We start from the raw sequence: 18,227 nt of genomic DNA, 5'->3' as shown, positions 1-18,227 counted from the left end.
CCGGCCGAGACGGAGGCTGACCATCCAGCCGCCGGCCTCCGTCGGACCGACCTGGAGGCTCGCCCCCACCAGTTCTGCCCGCTCACGCATGCCACGCAGCCCGTTCCCCCCGGCCGGCGTGCTGCCGAGTGCGGGGACGGTGGCCGGCCCGTTCTCGACGCGGATCGCGAGGTGGTCGTCGGCGCGGTCGTCGATGGTGACGGTGCACGGCGCTCCCGGGGCGTGCAGGGCGGCGTTGGCGAGGGCCTCCTGGACGGTGCGGTAGGCGGCGAGCTGGGCGAGCGGGCCGACGCCGTCGCCGAGCGGGCGGGGCGCGACCGCTGCGTCTCCGACGCCGGCTGCTGGCCGGACGTCGAGCCGGACGTCACTGCGGAACCGCGCCCGTTCGGCCATGTCGACGATGCCGGTGACGGTCTCCACCGCGCGCTCGGCGGGACTGTCGTCGCGGAGCAGGCCGACCAAGCGGCGCAGGTCCTCGAGCACGGCGGTGCTCTGCTCCCGGACCTGGCGGACCCCCTCGTGGGCACGCTCGGGGTCGGTGTCGATCTGGCGGTCGATGACGGCGGACATCAGGGCGATGCCGGACAGGTGGTGGGCGGCGATGTCGTGCAGTTCCCGTGCCATGGCGGCGCGTTCGCGGGAGACGGCGGCCTCGATGTGGGCGTCGGCCTCGCGGTCGACGGCGGTGGCCTCGGCGGTGCGGGCGGCGCGGACCTCGCGGCGGGCCCGGACCACGAGGGTGATGAGCACCGGCAGTCCGACCGTGCCGAAGGCCTGCAGGAAGCCCTGTCCGGCCGAGCGGGTCAGGCCGAGACCCACTCCGTCACGTCCGGCGCCGGAGGCGATGTACCAGACCGTTCCCTCGGCGAGGACGACGAGGACCGCAGTGGCGACGAGCGCCGGCCAGATCCGTGCGAGCGGAGCCCGCAGGACGGCGAGGACCACGGCGACGACGACCGGCAGCAGCAGGAGCCCGTGCAGGGTCGTCGGTGCGGCGACGGCGAGGACGGGGACGGCGCTGACCGCGACGAGCACCGCGCGGGGTGCCCGCCGGGCGACGAGCAGGACCGCCGACTGGACGAGCAGGCCGAGGGCCAGGACGAGCCACGGGCCGCTGGCCACGGCGGGGTAGGCACCGACCTTGACGATGACGTCGGGATCGGCGGCGTCGAGTGGCGGCAGGCCGAGGAGCAGTCCGAGCCCGACCACCGCGGTACCGAGCGCGACGAGCACGTCCACCCGCCGCTGGCGAGCGGTCGCACCCGGCGCGGACACGGGCGCCGACCCGGGCGCCGATCCGGGCGCACTGGGGCGCGGCTCAGCGGTTGCCATCGTGCGATCCTACGAGGCTCGTGGTGGCACGCGACGGGATCGGGGCGTCGATCGGCAGCGCCCGACGTGCCGGGTCGTAGCCGAGCCGCCCGCGGGTGACGACGAGCAGCACCACGGCGGCGACGGTCGACATGATCGTCAGTCCGATCATCAGCGTGCCGGCGGTCATGCTCGGGTACATCTCGGGGAACAGCGACGAGATGGTGTTGTTCACGCCGACGTGCAGGAGCAGGGCGAGGGGCAGGCTCTCGCCGGTCTTGTTGAACACCTGGATCATCACGACGTTGAACGTGATCGTGAAGAGGGCGAAGACGACGGGTTCGCTCCAGTGCGCGTTCGGCCACCCGCCCCAGTCGCTGAGGTACAGGGGCATGTGCCAGAGCGCCCAGATCGGGCCGAGGACGGCTGCGGCGCCGAGACCACCGAAGCGGTGCTGCAGTCGGGGCAGGGCGAAGTCGCGCCAGCCGGGCTCCTCGCTGAGGCCGGTCGAGAACAGCTGGATGACGAGTCCGGGCACCAGCGCCGACAGCGCCAGCGCGGAGGGGGCGTGCACGTCACCGCCGGCGAACGGCACCGCGGACAGGACGATCAGCGCCGGGACGACGACGAGCGCCAGCGCGTACCAGTACCAGGCGACCCGCCAGCGGAACAGGCGTCCCACCCAGCGACGGAGGCCCGCGCGACCGTCGGCGACCGCGGTCACGATGAACGCGCTGCCCAGCGGGCCGAGCAGGGCGCCGGGCAGGACCCCGGTGAACTGGGCGCTGCCCAGGACCTCGGGGAAGTGGATGTCCCACACACCCATGCCGTGCGGCGACAGGATGTACGGCACCCACGCCAGCCAGCTCAGGCCGAGGGCGAGGATGAAGAAGGTCAGCAGCGGATGCCGGGTGATGACCCCCCGGACGCCGCGGCGGTCCTGCTGCGCGGTGCCGGTCGTCGACCGGGCTTCGATGGTGTTCGTCATGACGTCGACGCTAGGAACTGCGCCGTTCCGGGACGACCCGCGGAGGGACGCACCTGCCGGACCTGCATCGAAAGGAGGAACCCCGCTGCGGCGGTGTCTGTGCCACGCTGTCCGAGGACCGGGAGGAGCCGGATGGACGAGGCAGTGCTCTACGACCTGTGCAGCCGTGCGCGACTCGTGCACCTGCGGACCGGCGGTGCAGAAGCCGGCCTGCGCGGACTGACGGACTGCATCGCGGCCGCGTCCGGCGCCCCCGCTCGCTACCCGCACCGGCGGCTCGCGCAGCTCATCGACTCCGCCCCGCGCCCGGTCGGCTTCCGGTACGGCATGCGGCAGCTCGAGTCGGTCGCCACGAGCCGGACCACCCCGCCGGAGGACTACTCGGGCGAACAGCGGCGCGACTACGAGCAGGCGCAGACCGCGCTGCTCCGGGCGATCGGCAAGGACAGCGGCGAACCGGCCCGCGGCCCGGTGGCGGTCGCCCGCAACGTGCTCGAACAGTTCGTCCTGCGCTGGTTCTGACCGTCCGGCGGCAGGCGCGCGACGCCGCCCGGGGCACCGCGACGCTCGACATCGCCGGGTGGGCGACTCAGGCCGCGGTGCTCCCCGCCACGTGCGCCAGCACCACCGGGTCGGAGCAGCCGCGCGCGAAGCCCGCGATGCGTCGGTCGATGTCGCGCTGCAGCACCAGCACGCCGATCCGTTCGGCGAGCGGCGCCAGCCACTTCGGCCGACACGTGAAGTTGTAGCGCCAGACCGCCAGGGTGTGCCCCGGCTGCCCCTCGGCCTCGCTGAACCGCCAGCCGCCGCCCATCCGCTCGAAGAACCACGAGCCCTTCGTCATCTTCATGCCCACGTTCGACGGCGGGTTGTACGAGACGTACTCGCTCTCCATCGCGAACCCGAACCGCTGCACGGTCCAGGTCCGGACACCCTTGCCCGGCACGGTCGCGCCGCCGACCAGGTGCTGGCGGCGGATGAACGGGTCCCACCGCTTCCGGATCGCACCCTGGGTCTGCGAGACGGCGAACGCGACCGCCACCTCGACGGGGACGACGCAGCGGGACTCGACGACGGGCATGCGCCCATCGTGGCACGGGCCCGCCTCGGCGGTCCGGTGGTCCGGCGGGCGAGCAGGCAGTCGGACGGGAGGCGCGGGGCGGGCTGGTGACGGGCCTCCCGTCCGCCGACCGGTCACGTCACGGGCGGCGGTACGGTGGCAGCGACCACCCGCTCCCGCCACCGCCGAGAGGACGCCCGTGCGCCAGCTCCACCCACCGATCGAACCGAACCGGACCGGCATGCTCGACGTCGGCGACGGGCAGCAGGTGTACTGGGAGGAGTGCGGCGCTCCCGACGGCAAGCCCGTCGTGTTCCTGCACGGCGGCCCCGGCGCCGGCTGCTCCCCCGACCACCGACGCCTGTTCGACCCGGCGCGCTACCGGATCGTCCTGTTCGACCAGCGCAACTGCGGCCGGAGCCTGCCGCACGCCGGCGACCCGACCACCGACCTGTCGTCGAACACGACCTGGAACCTGGTCGGGGACATCGAACAGCTGCGCGAGCACCTGGGGATCGACGCGTGGCAGGTGTTCGGCGGCTCGTGGGGGTCCGCCCTGGCCCTGGCGTACGCCGAGACGCACCCGGAGCGGGTCACCGAACTCGTGCTCCGCGGCATCTTCACGCTGCGGCCGAGCGAGATCGACTGGTTCTACGAGGGCGGTGCCGCGAACGTGCTGCCCGACCTGTGGGAGGGGTACCTCGCGCCCCTGGCCCCGGAGGAACGACAGCCCGGCGGCCTGGTCCGCGTGTTCGAACGGCTGCTCGCCGACCCGGACCCCGCCGTGCACGGACCCGCCGCGGTCGCCTGGGCCAGCTGGGAGGCGGCCTCGATCACACTGCTGCCCCGGCCTGACCTGGTCGCCCGGTACGCGGATCCGACGTACGCGCTGGCGTTCGCCCGGATCGAGAACCACTACTTCACGCACGACGGCTGGTTCGAGGACAGCCAGCTGATCCGCGACGCCGACCGGCTGCGGGACATCCCGACCGTCATCGTGCAGGGGCGCTACGACATGTGCACGCCGGCCGTCACCGCGTGGGACCTGCACCGGGCGCTGCCGTCGGCGGAGTTCCGGCTGATCGACGACGCCGGGCACGCGTTCGACGAGCCGGGGATCCTCGACGCGCTGCTCGAGACGACGGACCGGTTCGCGGGGTCGGCGCCGGGCTCGGGCTCGGGCTCGGGAGCGGCGTCGGCGGGCTGACGTCCAGGCCGCGTCGTCCGGCTGCGGGTCAGGCGGGGTCGGGTGTCCGCTGTTCCGCGCGGTGGCGCTCGATCTCGGCGTCGACCTCGCGACGGCTGAACCGGCGCGCACGCACGAGGCTCAGGCTGAACCCGCCGACCAGCAGGACTGCGCCGAGCGCCCACCGTACTGATGGCGGAGGCGACGGGGACGCGCCGACGCACCACGCGCCTCCAGGCCGTGGCCCGTGGTGGGGTGGTGCCATGACCGACGACCTCGTGCCGTGGTTGGTCGCCGGGGGGCTCGCCGTCGTGGTGGTCGTCCTGGTGGTCCTCCTGCGGCGACACCAGACCGCTGCCCGTGCCGAACTCGACGCTGCCGAGCGGGCGCGGACCGCGGAGCTCGCCGAGCGCGAGGCCGCACACCGGGATGCCACCGCACGCCTCGAGGCCGACCGCGCCGCGCAGGTGGCGGCCGCCGACGCTGCTCGACGCGACGCCCTCTCCGAGGCGGAGGAGAGCCGCGCGCTCGCCCGCCGTGGCATGCAGTGGGAGGAGGCGTCCGAGCAGGCGATCCTACGGGCCTGCCGTGCCGCCGGGGTGAGCGGCGTGCTCATGACGAACGTCGTGTTCGTGCCCGTCGGCGAGACCGAGCAGGGTCCGTGGCGGAAGTTCGTCGCACAGGCCGACCACGTGCTCGTGTCCGAGTCCGGCCGGGGCCTGGTCATCGAGAACAAGCGCTGGGGCGGCATCGTGTTCGACGGGCGTCGGCCGAGCGAGGTGCACCCGGCGTTCCGGAACCTGGTGGACGAGTCGTCCCTGGTGCCGCCGTTCGCCGTGCAGGTCCGCAGTCGCACGGTGCTCAACGGCGAGGAGCAGGCCGAGAACTGGTGGCAGGTGCGGGTGCAGGCGAAGGGGGCGTCGCCGGCGCAGCAGGTGCGGCAGCAGGCCCGACGGCTCGCCCGGTTCGTCGACGAGCAGACCGGGGTCTCGCGGACGTGGTTCGACACGTGCGTCTTCTACTCGGCACCCTCGGCGGCGACGTTCGTGCAGCCGGAGGACCGCAGCGGCACGGTGACGACGAGCATCGTGACGAACGACCACGAGCTGCAGTCGGCCCTGGCGTCGTGGGCGGCGAAGGACTCGGTGCCGAACCGGGCCCGCGCCGACGCCGTCGTCCGGGTGCTCGCCGGGCAGGGTGCCCACGCGATCACGGTGGGGTCTTACCGCCTGCCGGAGTGACGACGCGGCAGGCGCGCACGACGACGCCCCGCCGGCCAGTGGCCAGCGGGGCGTCGTCGACGGAGCGGAGAGCGCTACGCGGTCGGGCGGATGACCGACGGCAGCATCACGTGCAGGTGCCCGGCGAGCGCGGTCTGCGCGTCCTCGAGCGACGCGAAGTCGCCGACGACCAGGCCGAAGGTGTCAGAGGCGACGTAGCGGCTGTCGCGCTTGTCGACGGAACCGCCGAAGTAGCCGCCGTAGTTGGCGACCCACTCGTCGTCGCCCTCGAGCGTCCAGGTGAGCTTGGCACGCGAGGCGCGGGCGCTGGTGGCGGCCTGGGCCTCGAGCACGGCGACGATGTCGACGGTCTCGGTGTCGAGGGTGACGTCGGTCCCGGCTGCGGTCCGGTTGATGGTCGTGGTCATCGCGCTCTCCTGTCGTGTTCGGGGTACGTGGTGCAGTACGTGAACGCTACGACACCGATCGTCGCCGTCGACAGCGAGGCCCGTCGATTCACGGGTTCAGCCCCGGATGTTCATCCGTGAAGCCCGGAACTCCGGGCTTCGTCCCCCGACGTTCGGGGTACAACCGGAGCGATCGGGGTACTCGTCATCCGGACGACGGCCGGTCGGGGTACGACGAGAGACGCCGGCGTCGACGCGAGACGCCGCCGAAGTGCCGAGACGCCACCGGGTTCGGCGGCGTCTCGGGCACACGGCGGCGTCTCGCGTGAACGGGGGCGTCTCGGGGCGGCCAGGCCTCAGGACACCGCGCGCAGGGCGTCCGCTATCGTCGTCAGCGCGGCGTCGATCTCGTCCGCGACCCGCACGTGCGTGGACTCGGAGCGACGGTAGGGGTCGTCCACGTCGTCGTCTGCCGGGTCGGCGGGCGGCGGCACGGTCCCCCGCAGCCGGGCGACCCGCTCGACCAGGGCCTCGGGCGACTGCACGTCCGCCAGGTCCCCGGGCTCGAGGCCGTCGAGCACCCGCGCGAACTGCTTGATGGTGAACGCCCGCTTGGCGGCCCGCGGCGCGAGCTGCACGACCGCGGCACGGTGGGAGCGCTCGGCCGTCAGCACCAGGTCGGCGGCACCGGCGATCCGTTCGGTCAGGTAGCGGGACCGGTGCGCGTCCGGGTGTCCCCCGAGGCGCACGGACTGCGCGGCCGCGGCACCGTCCATCACGGCACCGTCGTCGGCGATCGTGCCCGCCGACTCGATGACGTGCTCCGACGCCGCCGGCCCCAGGCGCTCGTGGAGCACCTGGGCGCCGAGCGGCGACCGGCAGATGTTGCCGCTGCAGACGAAGAGGATCCGCACGCTCAGCCTTGGCCGAGCAGGTCGTGCCGGACGACGATCGCGTCACGGCCCGGGCCGACACCGATCGCGGAGATCCGTGCGCCGGACATCGCTTCGACCGCCAGCACGTAGTCCTGCGCGTTCTTCGGCAGGTCGTCGAACTCGCGGACGCCGGTGATGTCCTCGGACCAGCCGGGGAACTCCTGGTACACGGGCTTGGCGTGGTGGAAGTCCGACTGCGACACCGGGACCTCGTCCACACGCTCGCCGTCGACCTCGTACGCGACGCAGACCGGGATCGTCTCGAGTCCGGTCAGGACGTCGAGCTTGGTGAGCACGAAGTCGGTCACGCCGTTGATGCGTGCCGTGTAGCGGGCGATCGGGGCGTCGTACCAGCCACAGCGACGCGGGCGGCCGGTCGTGGTGCCGAACTCGAAGCCGTTGGCGCGGAGGAACTCCCCCGACTCGTCGAACAGCTCGGTCGGGAACGGGCCGGCGCCGACGCGGGTCGTGTACGCCTTGACGATGCCGATGATGCGCTCGAGCTTGCCCGGGCCGATGCCCGAGCCGGTCGCGGCGCCGCCGGCCGTCGCCGACGAGGACGTCACGAACGGGTACGTGCCGTGGTCGACGTCCAGCATGGTGGCCTGGCCGGCCTCGAACAGGACGGTCTCGCCACGCTCGAGCGCCCGGTGGATCTCGAGCGCGGTGTCGGCGACCATCGGACGCAGCCGGTCGGCGAAGGACAGCAGCGACTCGACGACCTCTTCGGCGTCGATCGCCCGGCGGTTGAAGACCTTGACCAGCAGGTGGTTCTTCTGGTCGAGGGCCGCTTCGACCTTCTGCCGCAGGATGTTCTCGTCGAAGATGTCCTGGATGCGGATACCGACGCGGTTGATCTTGTCGGCGTAGGTCGGGCCGATGCCGCGACCCGTGGTACCGATCTGGCGCTTGCCGAGGAAGCGCTCCGTCACCTTGTCGATGGTGCGGTGGTAGTGCGTGATGACGTGGGCGTTCGCCGAGACGCGGAGCTTCGAGACATCGACGCCACGGGCCTTCAGCGCGTCGAGCTCCTGGAACAGGACCTCGAGGTCGACGACGACGCCGTTGCCGATGATCGGGGTGACGCCCGGCGTCAGGATGCCCGAGGGCAGCAGGTGCAACGCGTACTTCTCGCCGCCGACGACGACCGTGTGTCCGGCGTTGTTGCCGCCGTTGAACTTCACGACGTAGTCGATGCGGGAACCGAGGAGGTCGGTGGCCTTCCCCTTGCCCTCGTCGCCCCACTGGGCGCCGATGATGACTGCTGCGGGCATCTGGTTCTCCTCACGTTGGCGGAGGACCGCACACGGCCGTCCCGGCCGGTGGTCCACCCGAGTCTATCGGCTGGTCATCTCCGCGTCACCGGGGTGCCGCCACCTGTGGAGTACCCGGCTGCGCCAGAGCACGCTGGGGACAGCACCACGACCATGACGAGAGGAACCACCATGAGCGACCCCATCGACGACATGAACCGTCTGCTCGACACGCAGCAGGCCGAGGAGCTCACCGACGGCGGCATCGGCTCGGTCGAGGGCGCCCCCTCCGACGTCATGCCCGAGACCGACCGTGGCCGCGAAGCCGCGGACGAGCGTCCCGACGCCTGAGCAGACCTCCGCTCGCACCGACGGACGGGAGGCCCGGTACCAGCTGGTACCGGGCCTCCCGTCCGTCAGGTGGTCGCGTCGCGACCGCGCGGTGTCAGCCGCGGAAGAAGTCGGCGTACGAGGGGTCCCCGAACGACTGGGTGTGGCCCGGTTCGGCGAGCCGTTCCTCCACCATGGCCCGGATGGCGTCCGGCGGGGTGAGGCCGCGTCGTCGCCACTCCATCGGGTTCTGCCGGAGCTGCACCAGGGTGTTCGTTCGCATGTGGCAACACTGTCACAAAGTACCTAGTTCGCCTAACTACCTGTCCCGTTGGCGCACATCCCGCCCGCGAACGGGGGGCACTGCCGTGCACCGCACGACGGAGCGGGCGGCCCGTTGCCGGACCGCCCGCTCGTGCCGTGTCTCGTACCTCTTTACTTGGTGATCGTGCCCGTCGGGGCCGAGGTGATCGACGTGCTCTCGTACCCGGACTTCTTGGCGGTCACGGTGAGCGACAGCTTGTGTCCGACGTCCTTCGTCGACGTCTTGTAGGTCGACGCCTTCGAGCCGGTGTCCTTGCCGTCACGGAGCCACTTGTACGTGAACGTGATGCCGTCCGTGTTCCAGTTGCCGGTGCGTCCGCGCATGTTGGTCCCGACCTTGAGGGAACCCGTGATCTTGACCTGGCTGGAGACCAGCGCGAGCTTCGGCGTCACCGAGGTCGTGCTGAGCAGGTCCGCCTGGTCGCCCGGGGCGTTGTGCAGGTGCAGGAGCAGCACCTTCGCCGTGGTCGAGCTGGCCGAGGCCCGGATGACCTTGACGGACGTGTCCGGATAGGTCAGGTTCGACGTCCCGTTCGCCGTGAACGACACCGCCGGCTGGAAGGCGTTGAACGTCGCGGTCTTCGTCTCGTCGACCACCGAGGACGCGGCCGTCGGCAGCGTCGGGGAGTACGACGACTCGGTCACGACCGAGTAGTCGAAGACACCGGACGTCGACTTCGCCGTGTAGCCGAGCGCCGCGAGCGACACCGGCAGCACCTTGACCGCGGAGTCGAACGTGTTGACGTCGACGCCGGCTGCGACACCACCGAGGGGCCGCGTGTCGACGATCTGCTTCTTCGGGTCCTTCTGGTGCAGGTCCATCGTCTTGACGATCGTCACGTCCGCCGTCGCCGACTTCGTGTCGTACGTCAGGAAGTCCGGGTCGCCGTCACGGTTCGTGTCGATGAGCACCTCGACGTTGTTCGACTGGCCGGGGTTCGACTCGGCCCCGTCGGTCTGCACCCCGAAGGACACCAGGCCCTTCGACTTGTCGGCCAGGCCGAGCGCCGTGGAGTTCGCGCCGTAGGCACGGATGTCCGCGCCGCCGAGCGTCTGCTTCGCGGTGCCGTCCGGGAACGACTCCTTCGGGTCCGTGCCGCCGAGCTGGAACGGTGCGACGAGTGCCTGGTACCCGGTCGTGCCGGTTCCCTGGGACAGGCCGCGGCCCGCCATCGTGATGACGCTGGTGCGGGCCGCACCGGAGAAGACGACGTCGTCCGCGTGCAGGGCGCTGACCGGCTCCGGCGCGGCGTAGACGCCGAGTCGGAGCGGCGTGACGCCGTCGGCGGCCGGGGTGAACGTGACCAGGCCGGTGGCGGCCGGGACGAACTCCCGCGGTGTGCCGCCCTCGACGGCGACCTGCGTCGGGTCGATGACCTTCCGCAGCAGCGTCGGGTCGGCGATCGTCATGGCGACCGTCACCGTGGCGGTGCCGCCCGCGGCGACGGTGACCGTGTCGGCGCTCAGCGTGAACGCGACGCCGGGCTGGGCGATGCGCGACTCGTAGGCGACGCGGTAGGTGTGCGCGGTGGCCGAGGTGTTGCGCACCAGCAGGGTGCGCTTCTCGGTGGTGGCCGCGCCGACCTCGACGACCCCGAAGGACGCGGTGACGAGCTGTCCGTTCTCCTGGCTGCGGACGGTGGTGCCGTCCTGCACGGCCTGGAGGGCGTCGACCCGCCCGGTGCCCTGGCGGAGCAGGGTGGCGGACTGGCCGTCCTTCGCGCTCTGGCGCACGTCGTGCGTGGCCGTGTTCATGAGTGCTGCCTTGATCTCCGGTGCGCTCCAGCCCGGGTGGGCCTCGAACGCGAGCGCGGCGACGCCGGCGACGTGCGGGGTGGCCATCGAGGTGCCGCTGAGCGACAGCCGGTCGTTGCCGGTGCCGTTGGCGGCCGAGATCACGTTGACGCCGGGGCCGGCGATGTCCGGCTTGACGACGTCGCCGTACGACCCGTGCTCACCGCGGCTGCTGAAGGACGCCAGGGTGTTCACCGTCTCGGCGTCGGTGGCGAGCTGGAAACCGCGGAGCTCGTCGGCGAACCGGACGTGCAGGGTCCCGGCCTTCGCCGCGGCCTGGAGGCCCGTCACGCTGTCACGGGTCAGCTCGGCACCCGGGATGGTCGCGTTGCCCGCGATGCCCGAGTCGAAGGTGTTCACCGTGCCGGCGAGGAGGACGCCGATGCCGCCGGCAGCCGCCACGTTCCCGAACCGTGCACCGGAACCGCACTCGAGGGCCCCGTCGGTCCACTTCAGCCAGACGACCTTGCCGGCGATCGCGGCTGCCTGGTCGGCGCTGAACGCCGTACAGCCGTCGATGTCCGTGGTCGGGACGACGACGTCACCCTCGACCGGCAGCGCGCCCTGGTAGTCCTGCGAGTACTGCGCGCGCCAGGTCTTCGCGACGTCCGCCGGGGCGGTCGCCTCGACACCGTCGAACAGGCTCTGCCCGGTCGCTGCCGCGGCGACGGTCAGGGCACCGGCCGAGTTGCCCGGCGAGCCACCGATGTCGGTGAAGTCGTCCGCGTTGCCGGCGGCGATCACGGGCAGCACACCGCGGGCGGTGAGCGCGTCGATCTTCGCGTTGTCCGGGTCGTCCGCTGCGCCGTAGTCGGAGCCGAGCGACAGGTTGATGACGTTGATGCTCTTGCCCTCGGTGAGGGACTGCCCGACCCAGTCGAGCGCGGCACCGGTCAGGTCGGTCGAACCGCCGCCGTCACCGAACACCTTGAGCGAGTAGAGCCCGGCCTGTGGGGCGCTGCCCGGGCCGACCCACATGTCCTGCACCTGCTGCGGGGTCAGGGTCGAGTAGTCGCCGCGGAAGGTCGACTTGTCGGCGTTCATGCCGAACCCGGCCGCGGTGCCGGCGACGTGGGTGCCGTGGTCGCCGCCCTCGCCGTCGATGGGGTTGGCGTCCGGCGCGGGCTCCGGGTCGTAGGTGTCCGGGTCGGACGGGTCCGCGTTGTACGTGGGGCCGGCGAAGTCGTAGCCGCCGAGGAACTTCGACGGGTCGTACCAGCTCGACGCCGGGGCTCCGGTGCTGGCGAGGGCGTCCTGGTAGGCGGCCGTGGTGCCGGGACCGCCGAAGTCGGCCTGGGTGTAGTCGAGGCCCGTGTCGATCACCGCGACGTTGACGCCCTTGCCGGTGTGCCCGGTCTGGGTCCAGGCGTCGACGGCCTTCGTGTAGAGGTCGCTCGCGGCGTTCTTCGGCGAGACACCGTCGGCGCCGGGCTGCACGAGGTCGGGGTCGACGCCCGAGGGTGCGGCGTCCGCCGAGGCGTTCCGCTTCGGGTCGACGATCTTCTTCGGCAGCAGCGGGACGATGCTCAGCACGTCGGAGCGCTTCGCGATCGCGGTGAAGGCCGAGACGTCGGCGACGACCGCGACACCGGGGACGGTGTACTCGGTCGAGTAGAGCTCAGCAGCCTTGCCGTCGGCGCTCTTGACGGCGCTGAGGACCTTCGCGTTGGTCGAGCGGATCGTCGCGACCCGGCTCTTCGCGGCGGACGACGGCGTCTTCGAGCGGGTCAGGTCGCCGCCCTTCGCCTGCGCGTCGACCTCGAGCGCGCCGGCACCCGTCGTGCGGACGAACGCGCTGACCGTCTTGGTCGGGGACGCGTTCCGCAGCGGGGCGGAGAGCTTGAGGCCGGCCGAGGCGGTGCTGGCCGGTGCCGCTGAGGCCGCACCGCCGACGGCGAGTCCGCCGCAGGCCAGTGCCGCCACGGCGACGATCGAGGTCAGCAGCCGCGGGGAGCGGTACCGACGGGAAGGGTTGGTGGGTGGTGTCGCACGTGCCACGCAGCACACTCCTGGTTTGTCCGAACTCCGGGTGAAGTCCAGATGAAGCTATGTGCTCGTTCCCAGCACGGGGAGTCGGCAGTTCAGGGGACAGAACCTGTGGTTGCTCGAAGTTGCACACCGGTGTGCAGGTTATTACGATGGCTGCATGACCACCACCGATCGGCCCGCACGCGCGCCACGACGGGACGCCACCGAGAACCGTGCCGCCCTCGTCCAGGCTGCCCGGACCCTCCTGCAGGCCGACCCGGACGCGTCGCTCGAGTCGATCGCCGCACACGCCGGACTGTCCCGACGTGCGATTTACGGACACTTCCCCTCCCGTGACGACCTCATGCGCGAGGTCGTGGCCGGCGGAGCCGAACGCATCCTGGCCGCGATGCCCAGCCGAGCCGCCCTCGCCGGGCTGGCCCCGGCCTCCCGGCTGGCCGCGATCGCCGTGACCCTCTGGACCGAGGTGTCGCACGTCCGCTCGATGGCGGTCATCGCCGTCCGCGGCCCACTCGTCGAGACCGTCGCCGCGGTGTTCGCGCCGCTGCGCGAACAGGTCCGCGACGCCTGCGCCCTCGGCATCGCAGACGGCACCATGCGCGACGACGTGGACGCCGCGACGCTCGGCCGCCTGGTCGAGGGCGCCTGCCTGGCCGTCCTCGACGAAGCCACACGCTCCGCCACCCCGGACGACGCCGGCCGCCGGATGGTCGTCCTGTCCGCCCTCGGCATGGCGGGCGTCGACTGGCGCACCGCCCTGCTCGCTCTCCCCGCCACCCTCCCGGAGGACCCCGCATGACGCTCGAACTCGCCGCCGTCGGCATCGGCACCGAACCCGGCGCCGCGCTCCCCGCCGTCAGCGCCGTCGCGGCCCCCGGCCACCCGGGCATCGTCGCCGTCGAGACCGAACAGGCACCGGTGCTGGCGTCGCTCGTCGCCGGTGGACGTATGAAGCCCGACACCGGGCGGGTCCTGCTCGACGGCCACGACGACGCCGCGGGCATCCGACGGGCCTTCGCGCTCGTCGACACCCCGGGCGTCGCCGAGCCGTTCCCGGTGATGAGCCTCAAGCGGATCGTGCACGAAGAGCTCGCGTTCGCCGGGCGTCGCCCCTCCCGCAGCGACGTCGCGACCGTGCTCGACGAACTCGGCATGACGAGCTGGGCCGACACCCACGTGCAGCGCGTGCCGACCGACGTCCGCGTGCGGCTGCTCGCCGAGCTGGCACTCCTGCGGCCGGACGTCACCGGGCTCGTGATCACCGCTCCCGAGCGGCACGGCGGAGTGGTCGCCGAGTGGTTCGCCGTCGTCCGGGACATCGCACGCCGCGGGGTGACCGTCGTGCTCGTGACCTCGAAGGCCGCGGCGGAGACGGCCTCGGCCCTGCTCGACACCATCGCCGTCGAGCCGCGCGACGACGCGGCGGACACCACCACCACCGAGGGTCCCGAGGACGCGACCCGGACCGGCGGGGCCGACACGGGCCTCCCGACCGACACCACTGACGCAACCGCTCCCCTGGAGACCCGCTCGTGACCATCCCCTCGCTCGTCCGCGCCGAACTCGCGCGCCTGACCGCCACCCCCCTCGCCCGTCTCGCGTTCATCGCGCTGATGTGCGTGCCGCTGCTCTACGGCGGCGCCTACCTCTGGGCCAACCGCGACCCGTACGCCAAGCTCGACCAGATCCCGGCCGCCATCGTGAACCAGGACGCCGGCGCCACCCTCGACGGCGAACACGTCGACTACGGCAAGGACGTCGCGAAGCAGGCCATCGACGGCGGCGCCTTCGACTGGAAGCGCACCACCGCCGCCGACGCCCGCTCCGGTGTCCGCAACGGCACCTACGACTTCGTCGTGACGATCCCGCACGACTTCTCGGAGTCCCTGGCCTCGGCGCAGTCCGACGACCCGAAGCGTGCCGAACTCGTGATGACCACGGCGGACACGAACTCGTACCTCGCCTCGACCATCGCGGAGCAGGCCGGCAAGACCATGCGGACCGCCGTCGCCGAACGCGTCGGCAAGGAAGCCGCGAGCACGCTGCTCGTCGGACTCGCCGACGTCCGCGACAGCCTTGGCGACGCCGTCGACGGGGCGGGCAAGCTCGCCTCCGGCGCGACGACCGCCGCGAACGGGGCCGACTCGCTCGAGGCCGGCACCGCGAAGCTCTCCTCTGGTGCCTCAACCCTGGCGTCGAGCACGGCCGCGCTGCCGTCGCAGACCGCGACGCTGAACTCCGGCGCGCAGCAGGTGGCGACCGGTGCGGCGTCGCTGGCCACGGGCCTCCGGTCGGCGCAGCAGCAGACGGCCGCGCTGCCGGAGCAGACGCAGCAGCTCGCGCAGGGGGCGGCGAAGGTCGCCGCCGGCAACGCCGAACTCGCACGGCAGGTGGACGCGGCGAACAAGACGGTGCAGGCGATCCAGCCGCTCGACACGAAGACCGTGATCGCCGACATCACGGCGAACCTGCCGGAGGGCGTCACACTGACGCCCGAGCAGCAGCAGGCACTCACCGCCACGGTGGACTCGGCCGTGCAGCGGGCGAACAGCTCCGGTGCGGACGCGAAGCAGCAGCTCGGTGCCACCACGGCGAAGATCGACCAGCTGAGCAGCGGCGCGCAGCAGGTGTCGGACGGCGCCACGACGCTCGCGAACGCGGCACCCCAGCTGTCCTCCGGCATCGCGACCGCGGCCTCCGGGGCGTCGACGCTGTCCGACGGCGCAGCGCAGGTCGCCGGCGGGACGCAGAAGCTCGCCGCCGCAGCGCCGCAGCTGTCCTCCGGAGCGTCGCAGCTCGCGACCGGTGCGGCCTCGGCCGACCAGGGCGCGACGTCCCTGGCCAAGGGACTGCACTCGCTCGAGTCCGGCTCCTCGGAACTGGCGTCCCAGCTCGACAAGGGTCGGACGAAGATCCCGGCCTCGGACGCGTCGCAGCGCGCCCAGCAGGCGAAGGTGATCTCGGACCCGGTGAAGGTCGGGGACGACAACGTCGCCGCGGCGGCGAACTACGGCGCCGGCCTGGCACCGTTCTTCATCTCGCTCGCCGCCTGGATCGGCATGTACGCGCTGTTCCTCATCCTCAAGCCGATCTCGAAGCGGGCGATCACCGCGGTCCGACGCCCGTTGCGCGTCGTGTTCGGCGGTTGGCTGACCCCGGCGCTCCTCGGCGTCGTGCAGATGGCGGCACTGTTCCTGATCGTCCGGTACGCCCTGGACCTCGACGTGGTGCACGCCGGCGGGACGGTCGGCATCATGATCCTGGCGTCGGCGACCTTCGCGGCGATCATCATGACGCTGAACGTGCTGCTCGGCTCGGTCGGACAGTTCCTCGGCCTGGTGCTCATGCTCATCCAGCTCGTCACCGCGGGCGGAACCTTCCCGTGGCAGACGCTGCCGGGGCCGCTCGCCGCGCTGCACTTCGCCCTGCCGATGACGTACTCCGTCGACGCGATCCGGCAGACGATGTACGGCGGTTCGCTCGCCACGGCCTGGAGCGACGCGGGCGTCCTGCTCTGCTGGCTGCTCGGGGCGCTGCTCGTGTCGTACCTGGTGACGGCGCGGCAGACGCGGACGCGGACGCTGCGCGACCTGCGGCCGAGCCTGATCGGCTGAGCCGGGCGGCGGCGGGCGGCCGGCGGCTGGCAGGCGGGGGCGGCGGCCCGCTGGGCTCCCCCGCGCTTGCGCCCAACAGAATCCCGCCCGAACCGCGGCTTCCCGTGGTTCGGGCGGGTTTCCGTTGTGCGCGGCCGAACGACACCGGCGGCGGGGGCAGCGAGCGGACCGCCACCGCCCCCCGCGACCCCGCGGGCCTGCGACCGGCTGGGGCCCAACAGGAACCCATCCGAACCGCGGCGTCCCGTGGTTCGGGCGGGCTTCCGTTGTGCGCAGCCGAACGACACCGGCGGCGGCGGGCGACGAGCGACGAACGGGAGGCTGCGGGCTCGCCGTGCAGGTCAGGGGCCCGCAGCTCGGCGGCCCCCGTGGCCCGTTCGGCTGCGGCAGACCGGCGACCCGGCGACCCGGCGGCCCGTTCGGCTCCGCCGCCCTTGGGCCCAACAGGAACCCGTCCGAACCGCCGCATCCCGTGGTTCGGACGGGCTTCCGTTGTGCGCAGCCGAACGACACCGGCGGCGGGCAGCGGACGGGAGGCTGCAGGCGCGCCGTGCAGGTCGGGTCCAGCCGCGGCCCGGGCGTGGAGCGCGACAGCGGTACGATCGTCGGGACGCACCCGGCGGGTGCGCAGCCGGAGGTCGAGGATGACGATGGGGAACACCAAGCCCGCGACGATCTACGACGTCGCCGCTCGCGCGGGGGTGTCGAAGTCGCTCGTGTCCCTCGTGCTGCAGCGATCTCCCCGGGTCAGCGAGCAGCGTCGGGCAGCAGTCCTCGCGGCGATCCAGGAGCTCGACTACCGTCCCTCGACCGCGGCGGTGTCCCTCGCCGGCACCCGCTCCCGGACGATCGGCGTCGTGCTCGACGACTTCCGGAACCAGTGGTTCGTCGACCTGCTCACCGGTCTGCGCGAATCGCTGCAGGACCAGGGGCACCGACTCGTCGTCGCGGACCGCTTCCTCAACACCGGGCTGGACGTCTCCCCCGTCGAGGGCTTCCTGTCGATGCGGGTCGAGGGTCTGGTGATCGCGGGCGAACCCGACCCGGACCTGGTCGTCCCCGCCAGCACCCCGGTCGTCGTCGCCGGCGGCCGGGCAGCGCTGCCCCGCGCCGACACAGTGGCGAACGACGACCTGGCAGGCGGCCGGATGGCAGCCGAGCACCTCATCGAGCTCGGGCACGTGCGGCTCGGGTTCGTCGGCGGACAGTCGGCAGCCAGCGACGCTCGGCTCGAGGGCTGGCGCGCGGGCATCGACGCCGGTGGAGCAGGCACGGGCGGCTCGTCGGTCACCGGGGTCGCGGTCGTCCTGCCCGCCGACGTCACCGAGGAGACCGGCGTCACCGGCACCCACCGCCTGCTCGACGAGCACCCCGACGTGACCGCGGTGTTCGCCGCGAACGACGTGACCGCGCTCGGTGCGATGTCCGCGATCGCCGACCGAGGCCTCCGCGTCCCCGAGGACATCTCGGTGATCGGGTACGACGACACCCCGATCGCGGCCTCTCGGTACGTCGGTCTCACGAGCATCGACGACCGGAGCATCGACATCGGCCGCGGCGCGGGCGCCCGGTTGCTCGAGCGGATCGCGGACCCGGGGCTGCCCACGACCGAGGTGCTCGTCGAGCCGAGGCTCGTCGCCCGCCGGACGACCGCGCAGCGCTAGTCCGGGTCGTCCCGGGTCCCCTCCGGTCCGCCCGGGTCCGCCGAGGTCGCACGATCTGCTGGTCGGACAGCCCCGGGGCGGCCGATCGAGCGACTTCGGCGGAAGACCGACGGCGCGCCGCACGACCTGCCACCCTCGGTCCGCCGACGTCG

The 18,227-nt window shown here is 72.5% G+C and carries 16 protein-coding genes; 8 read left to right on the top strand and 8 right to left on the bottom strand.

The features are described 5' to 3' along the window. Both QL987_RS15190 and QL987_RS15185 read right to left on the bottom strand, forming a co-directional pair. Positions 1-1,332: histidine kinase (locus tag QL987_RS15190; protein WP_290158438.1), on the bottom strand; the 1,332-nt coding region annotated here is incomplete at its 3' end. Next, positions 1,319-2,299 carry a type II CAAX endopeptidase family protein gene (locus QL987_RS15185; RefSeq protein WP_290158437.1) on the bottom strand — a complete coding sequence of 327 codons (981 nt, stop codon included), beginning with the start codon at positions 2,297-2,299 and terminating at the stop codon, positions 1,319-1,321. The genes QL987_RS15190 and QL987_RS15185, both read right to left, overlap by 14 nt. Positions 2,300-2,431: 132 nt before the next feature. On the opposite strand from QL987_RS15185, the gene QL987_RS15180 reads away from it, so the two are divergent. Beyond that, positions 2,432-2,821 (top strand): hypothetical protein, encoded by a 390-nt coding sequence (locus tag QL987_RS15180; protein ID WP_221850091.1) that lies wholly within the window; start codon positions 2,432-2,434, stop codon positions 2,819-2,821. Between the two features lie 67 nt (positions 2,822-2,888). On the opposite strand, the gene QL987_RS15175 is transcribed toward QL987_RS15180, so the two are convergent. Beyond that, entirely contained in the window at positions 2,889-3,380 is a 492-nt protein-coding gene (locus QL987_RS15175; RefSeq protein ID WP_290158435.1) for an SRPBCC family protein, read from the bottom strand. A gap of 178 nt (positions 3,381-3,558) precedes the next feature. Between QL987_RS15175 and pip the strand changes: the two genes are divergently transcribed. Both pip and QL987_RS15165 read left to right on the top strand, forming a co-directional pair. Then, a complete protein-coding gene (pip, locus tag QL987_RS15170) occupies positions 3,559-4,566 on the top strand; it encodes a prolyl aminopeptidase (protein WP_290158434.1) in 1,008 nt (335 codons plus the stop codon). A 242-nt stretch (positions 4,567-4,808) separates the two neighbouring features. Continuing rightward, positions 4,809-5,786, top strand: coding sequence for a hypothetical protein (locus QL987_RS15165; protein ID WP_290158433.1), 978 nt, complete (start codon positions 4,809-4,811; stop codon positions 5,784-5,786). A gap of 74 nt (positions 5,787-5,860) precedes the next feature. Here the strand turns inward: QL987_RS15165 and QL987_RS15160 are convergent, their stop codons facing one another. From QL987_RS15160 to QL987_RS15150, 3 genes are all read right to left on the bottom strand, one after another. After that, the gene (locus QL987_RS15160; protein WP_290158432.1) at positions 5,861-6,193 is read right to left on the bottom strand and encodes a hypothetical protein; all 333 of its coding nucleotides are present in this window, start codon (positions 6,191-6,193) and stop codon (positions 5,861-5,863) included. Between the two features lie 335 nt (positions 6,194-6,528). After that, complete coding sequence (locus QL987_RS15155; protein ID WP_290158431.1) at positions 6,529-7,086, bottom strand: low molecular weight phosphatase family protein; 558 nt, start codon at positions 7,084-7,086, stop codon at positions 6,529-6,531. A 2-nt stretch (positions 7,087-7,088) separates the two neighbouring features. After that, positions 7,089-8,381 carry an adenylosuccinate synthase gene (locus QL987_RS15150; RefSeq protein ID WP_111074834.1) on the bottom strand — a complete coding sequence of 431 codons (1,293 nt, stop codon included), beginning with the start codon at positions 8,379-8,381 and terminating at the stop codon, positions 7,089-7,091. A 171-nt stretch (positions 8,382-8,552) separates the two neighbouring features. Here QL987_RS15150 and QL987_RS15145 point away from each other — a divergent pair, with 171 nt between their 5' ends. Next, positions 8,553-8,711 carry a hypothetical protein gene (locus QL987_RS15145; RefSeq protein ID WP_181439237.1) on the top strand — a complete coding sequence of 53 codons (159 nt, stop codon included), beginning with the start codon at positions 8,553-8,555 and terminating at the stop codon, positions 8,709-8,711. A gap of 94 nt (positions 8,712-8,805) precedes the next feature. Here the strand turns inward: QL987_RS15145 and QL987_RS15140 are convergent, their stop codons facing one another. Beyond that, the gene (locus QL987_RS15140; RefSeq protein WP_181439236.1) at positions 8,806-8,973 is read right to left on the bottom strand and encodes a hypothetical protein; all 168 of its coding nucleotides are present in this window, start codon (positions 8,971-8,973) and stop codon (positions 8,806-8,808) included. A 152-nt stretch (positions 8,974-9,125) separates the two neighbouring features. Further along, positions 9,126-12,806: a S8 family serine peptidase gene (locus QL987_RS15135; protein WP_290158430.1), complete on the bottom strand. Its 3,681-nt coding sequence runs from the start codon at positions 12,804-12,806 to the stop codon at positions 9,126-9,128. Between the two features lie 148 nt (positions 12,807-12,954). Here QL987_RS15135 and QL987_RS15130 point away from each other — a divergent pair, with 148 nt between their 5' ends. From QL987_RS15130 to QL987_RS15115, 4 genes are all read left to right on the top strand, one after another. After that, entirely contained in the window at positions 12,955-13,596 is a 642-nt protein-coding gene (locus QL987_RS15130; protein WP_290158428.1) for a TetR/AcrR family transcriptional regulator, read from the top strand. After that, positions 13,593-14,333 carry a hypothetical protein gene (locus QL987_RS15125; protein WP_290158426.1) on the top strand — a complete coding sequence of 247 codons (741 nt, stop codon included), beginning with the start codon at positions 13,593-13,595 and terminating at the stop codon, positions 14,331-14,333. Before QL987_RS15130 ends, QL987_RS15125 begins: the two co-directional genes overlap by 4 nt. Further along, entirely contained in the window at positions 14,330-16,411 is a 2,082-nt protein-coding gene (locus tag QL987_RS15120; RefSeq protein ID WP_290158425.1) for a YhgE/Pip domain-containing protein, read from the top strand. Before QL987_RS15125 ends, QL987_RS15120 begins: the two co-directional genes overlap by 4 nt. Positions 16,412-17,061: 650 nt before the next feature. Next, positions 17,062-18,075, top strand: coding sequence for a LacI family DNA-binding transcriptional regulator (locus QL987_RS15115; protein ID WP_290158423.1), 1,014 nt, complete (start codon positions 17,062-17,064; stop codon positions 18,073-18,075). The last annotated feature ends 152 nt before the right edge of the window (positions 18,076-18,227 follow it).

Source organism: Curtobacterium sp. APC 4022 (genome assembly GCF_030407555.1).
In the GTDB taxonomy this organism is placed as follows: domain Bacteria; phylum Actinomycetota; class Actinomycetes; order Actinomycetales; family Microbacteriaceae; genus Curtobacterium.
Note: the sequence above shows the minus strand (reverse complement) of the source record. Positions and strands in the feature narration are given on the sequence as shown.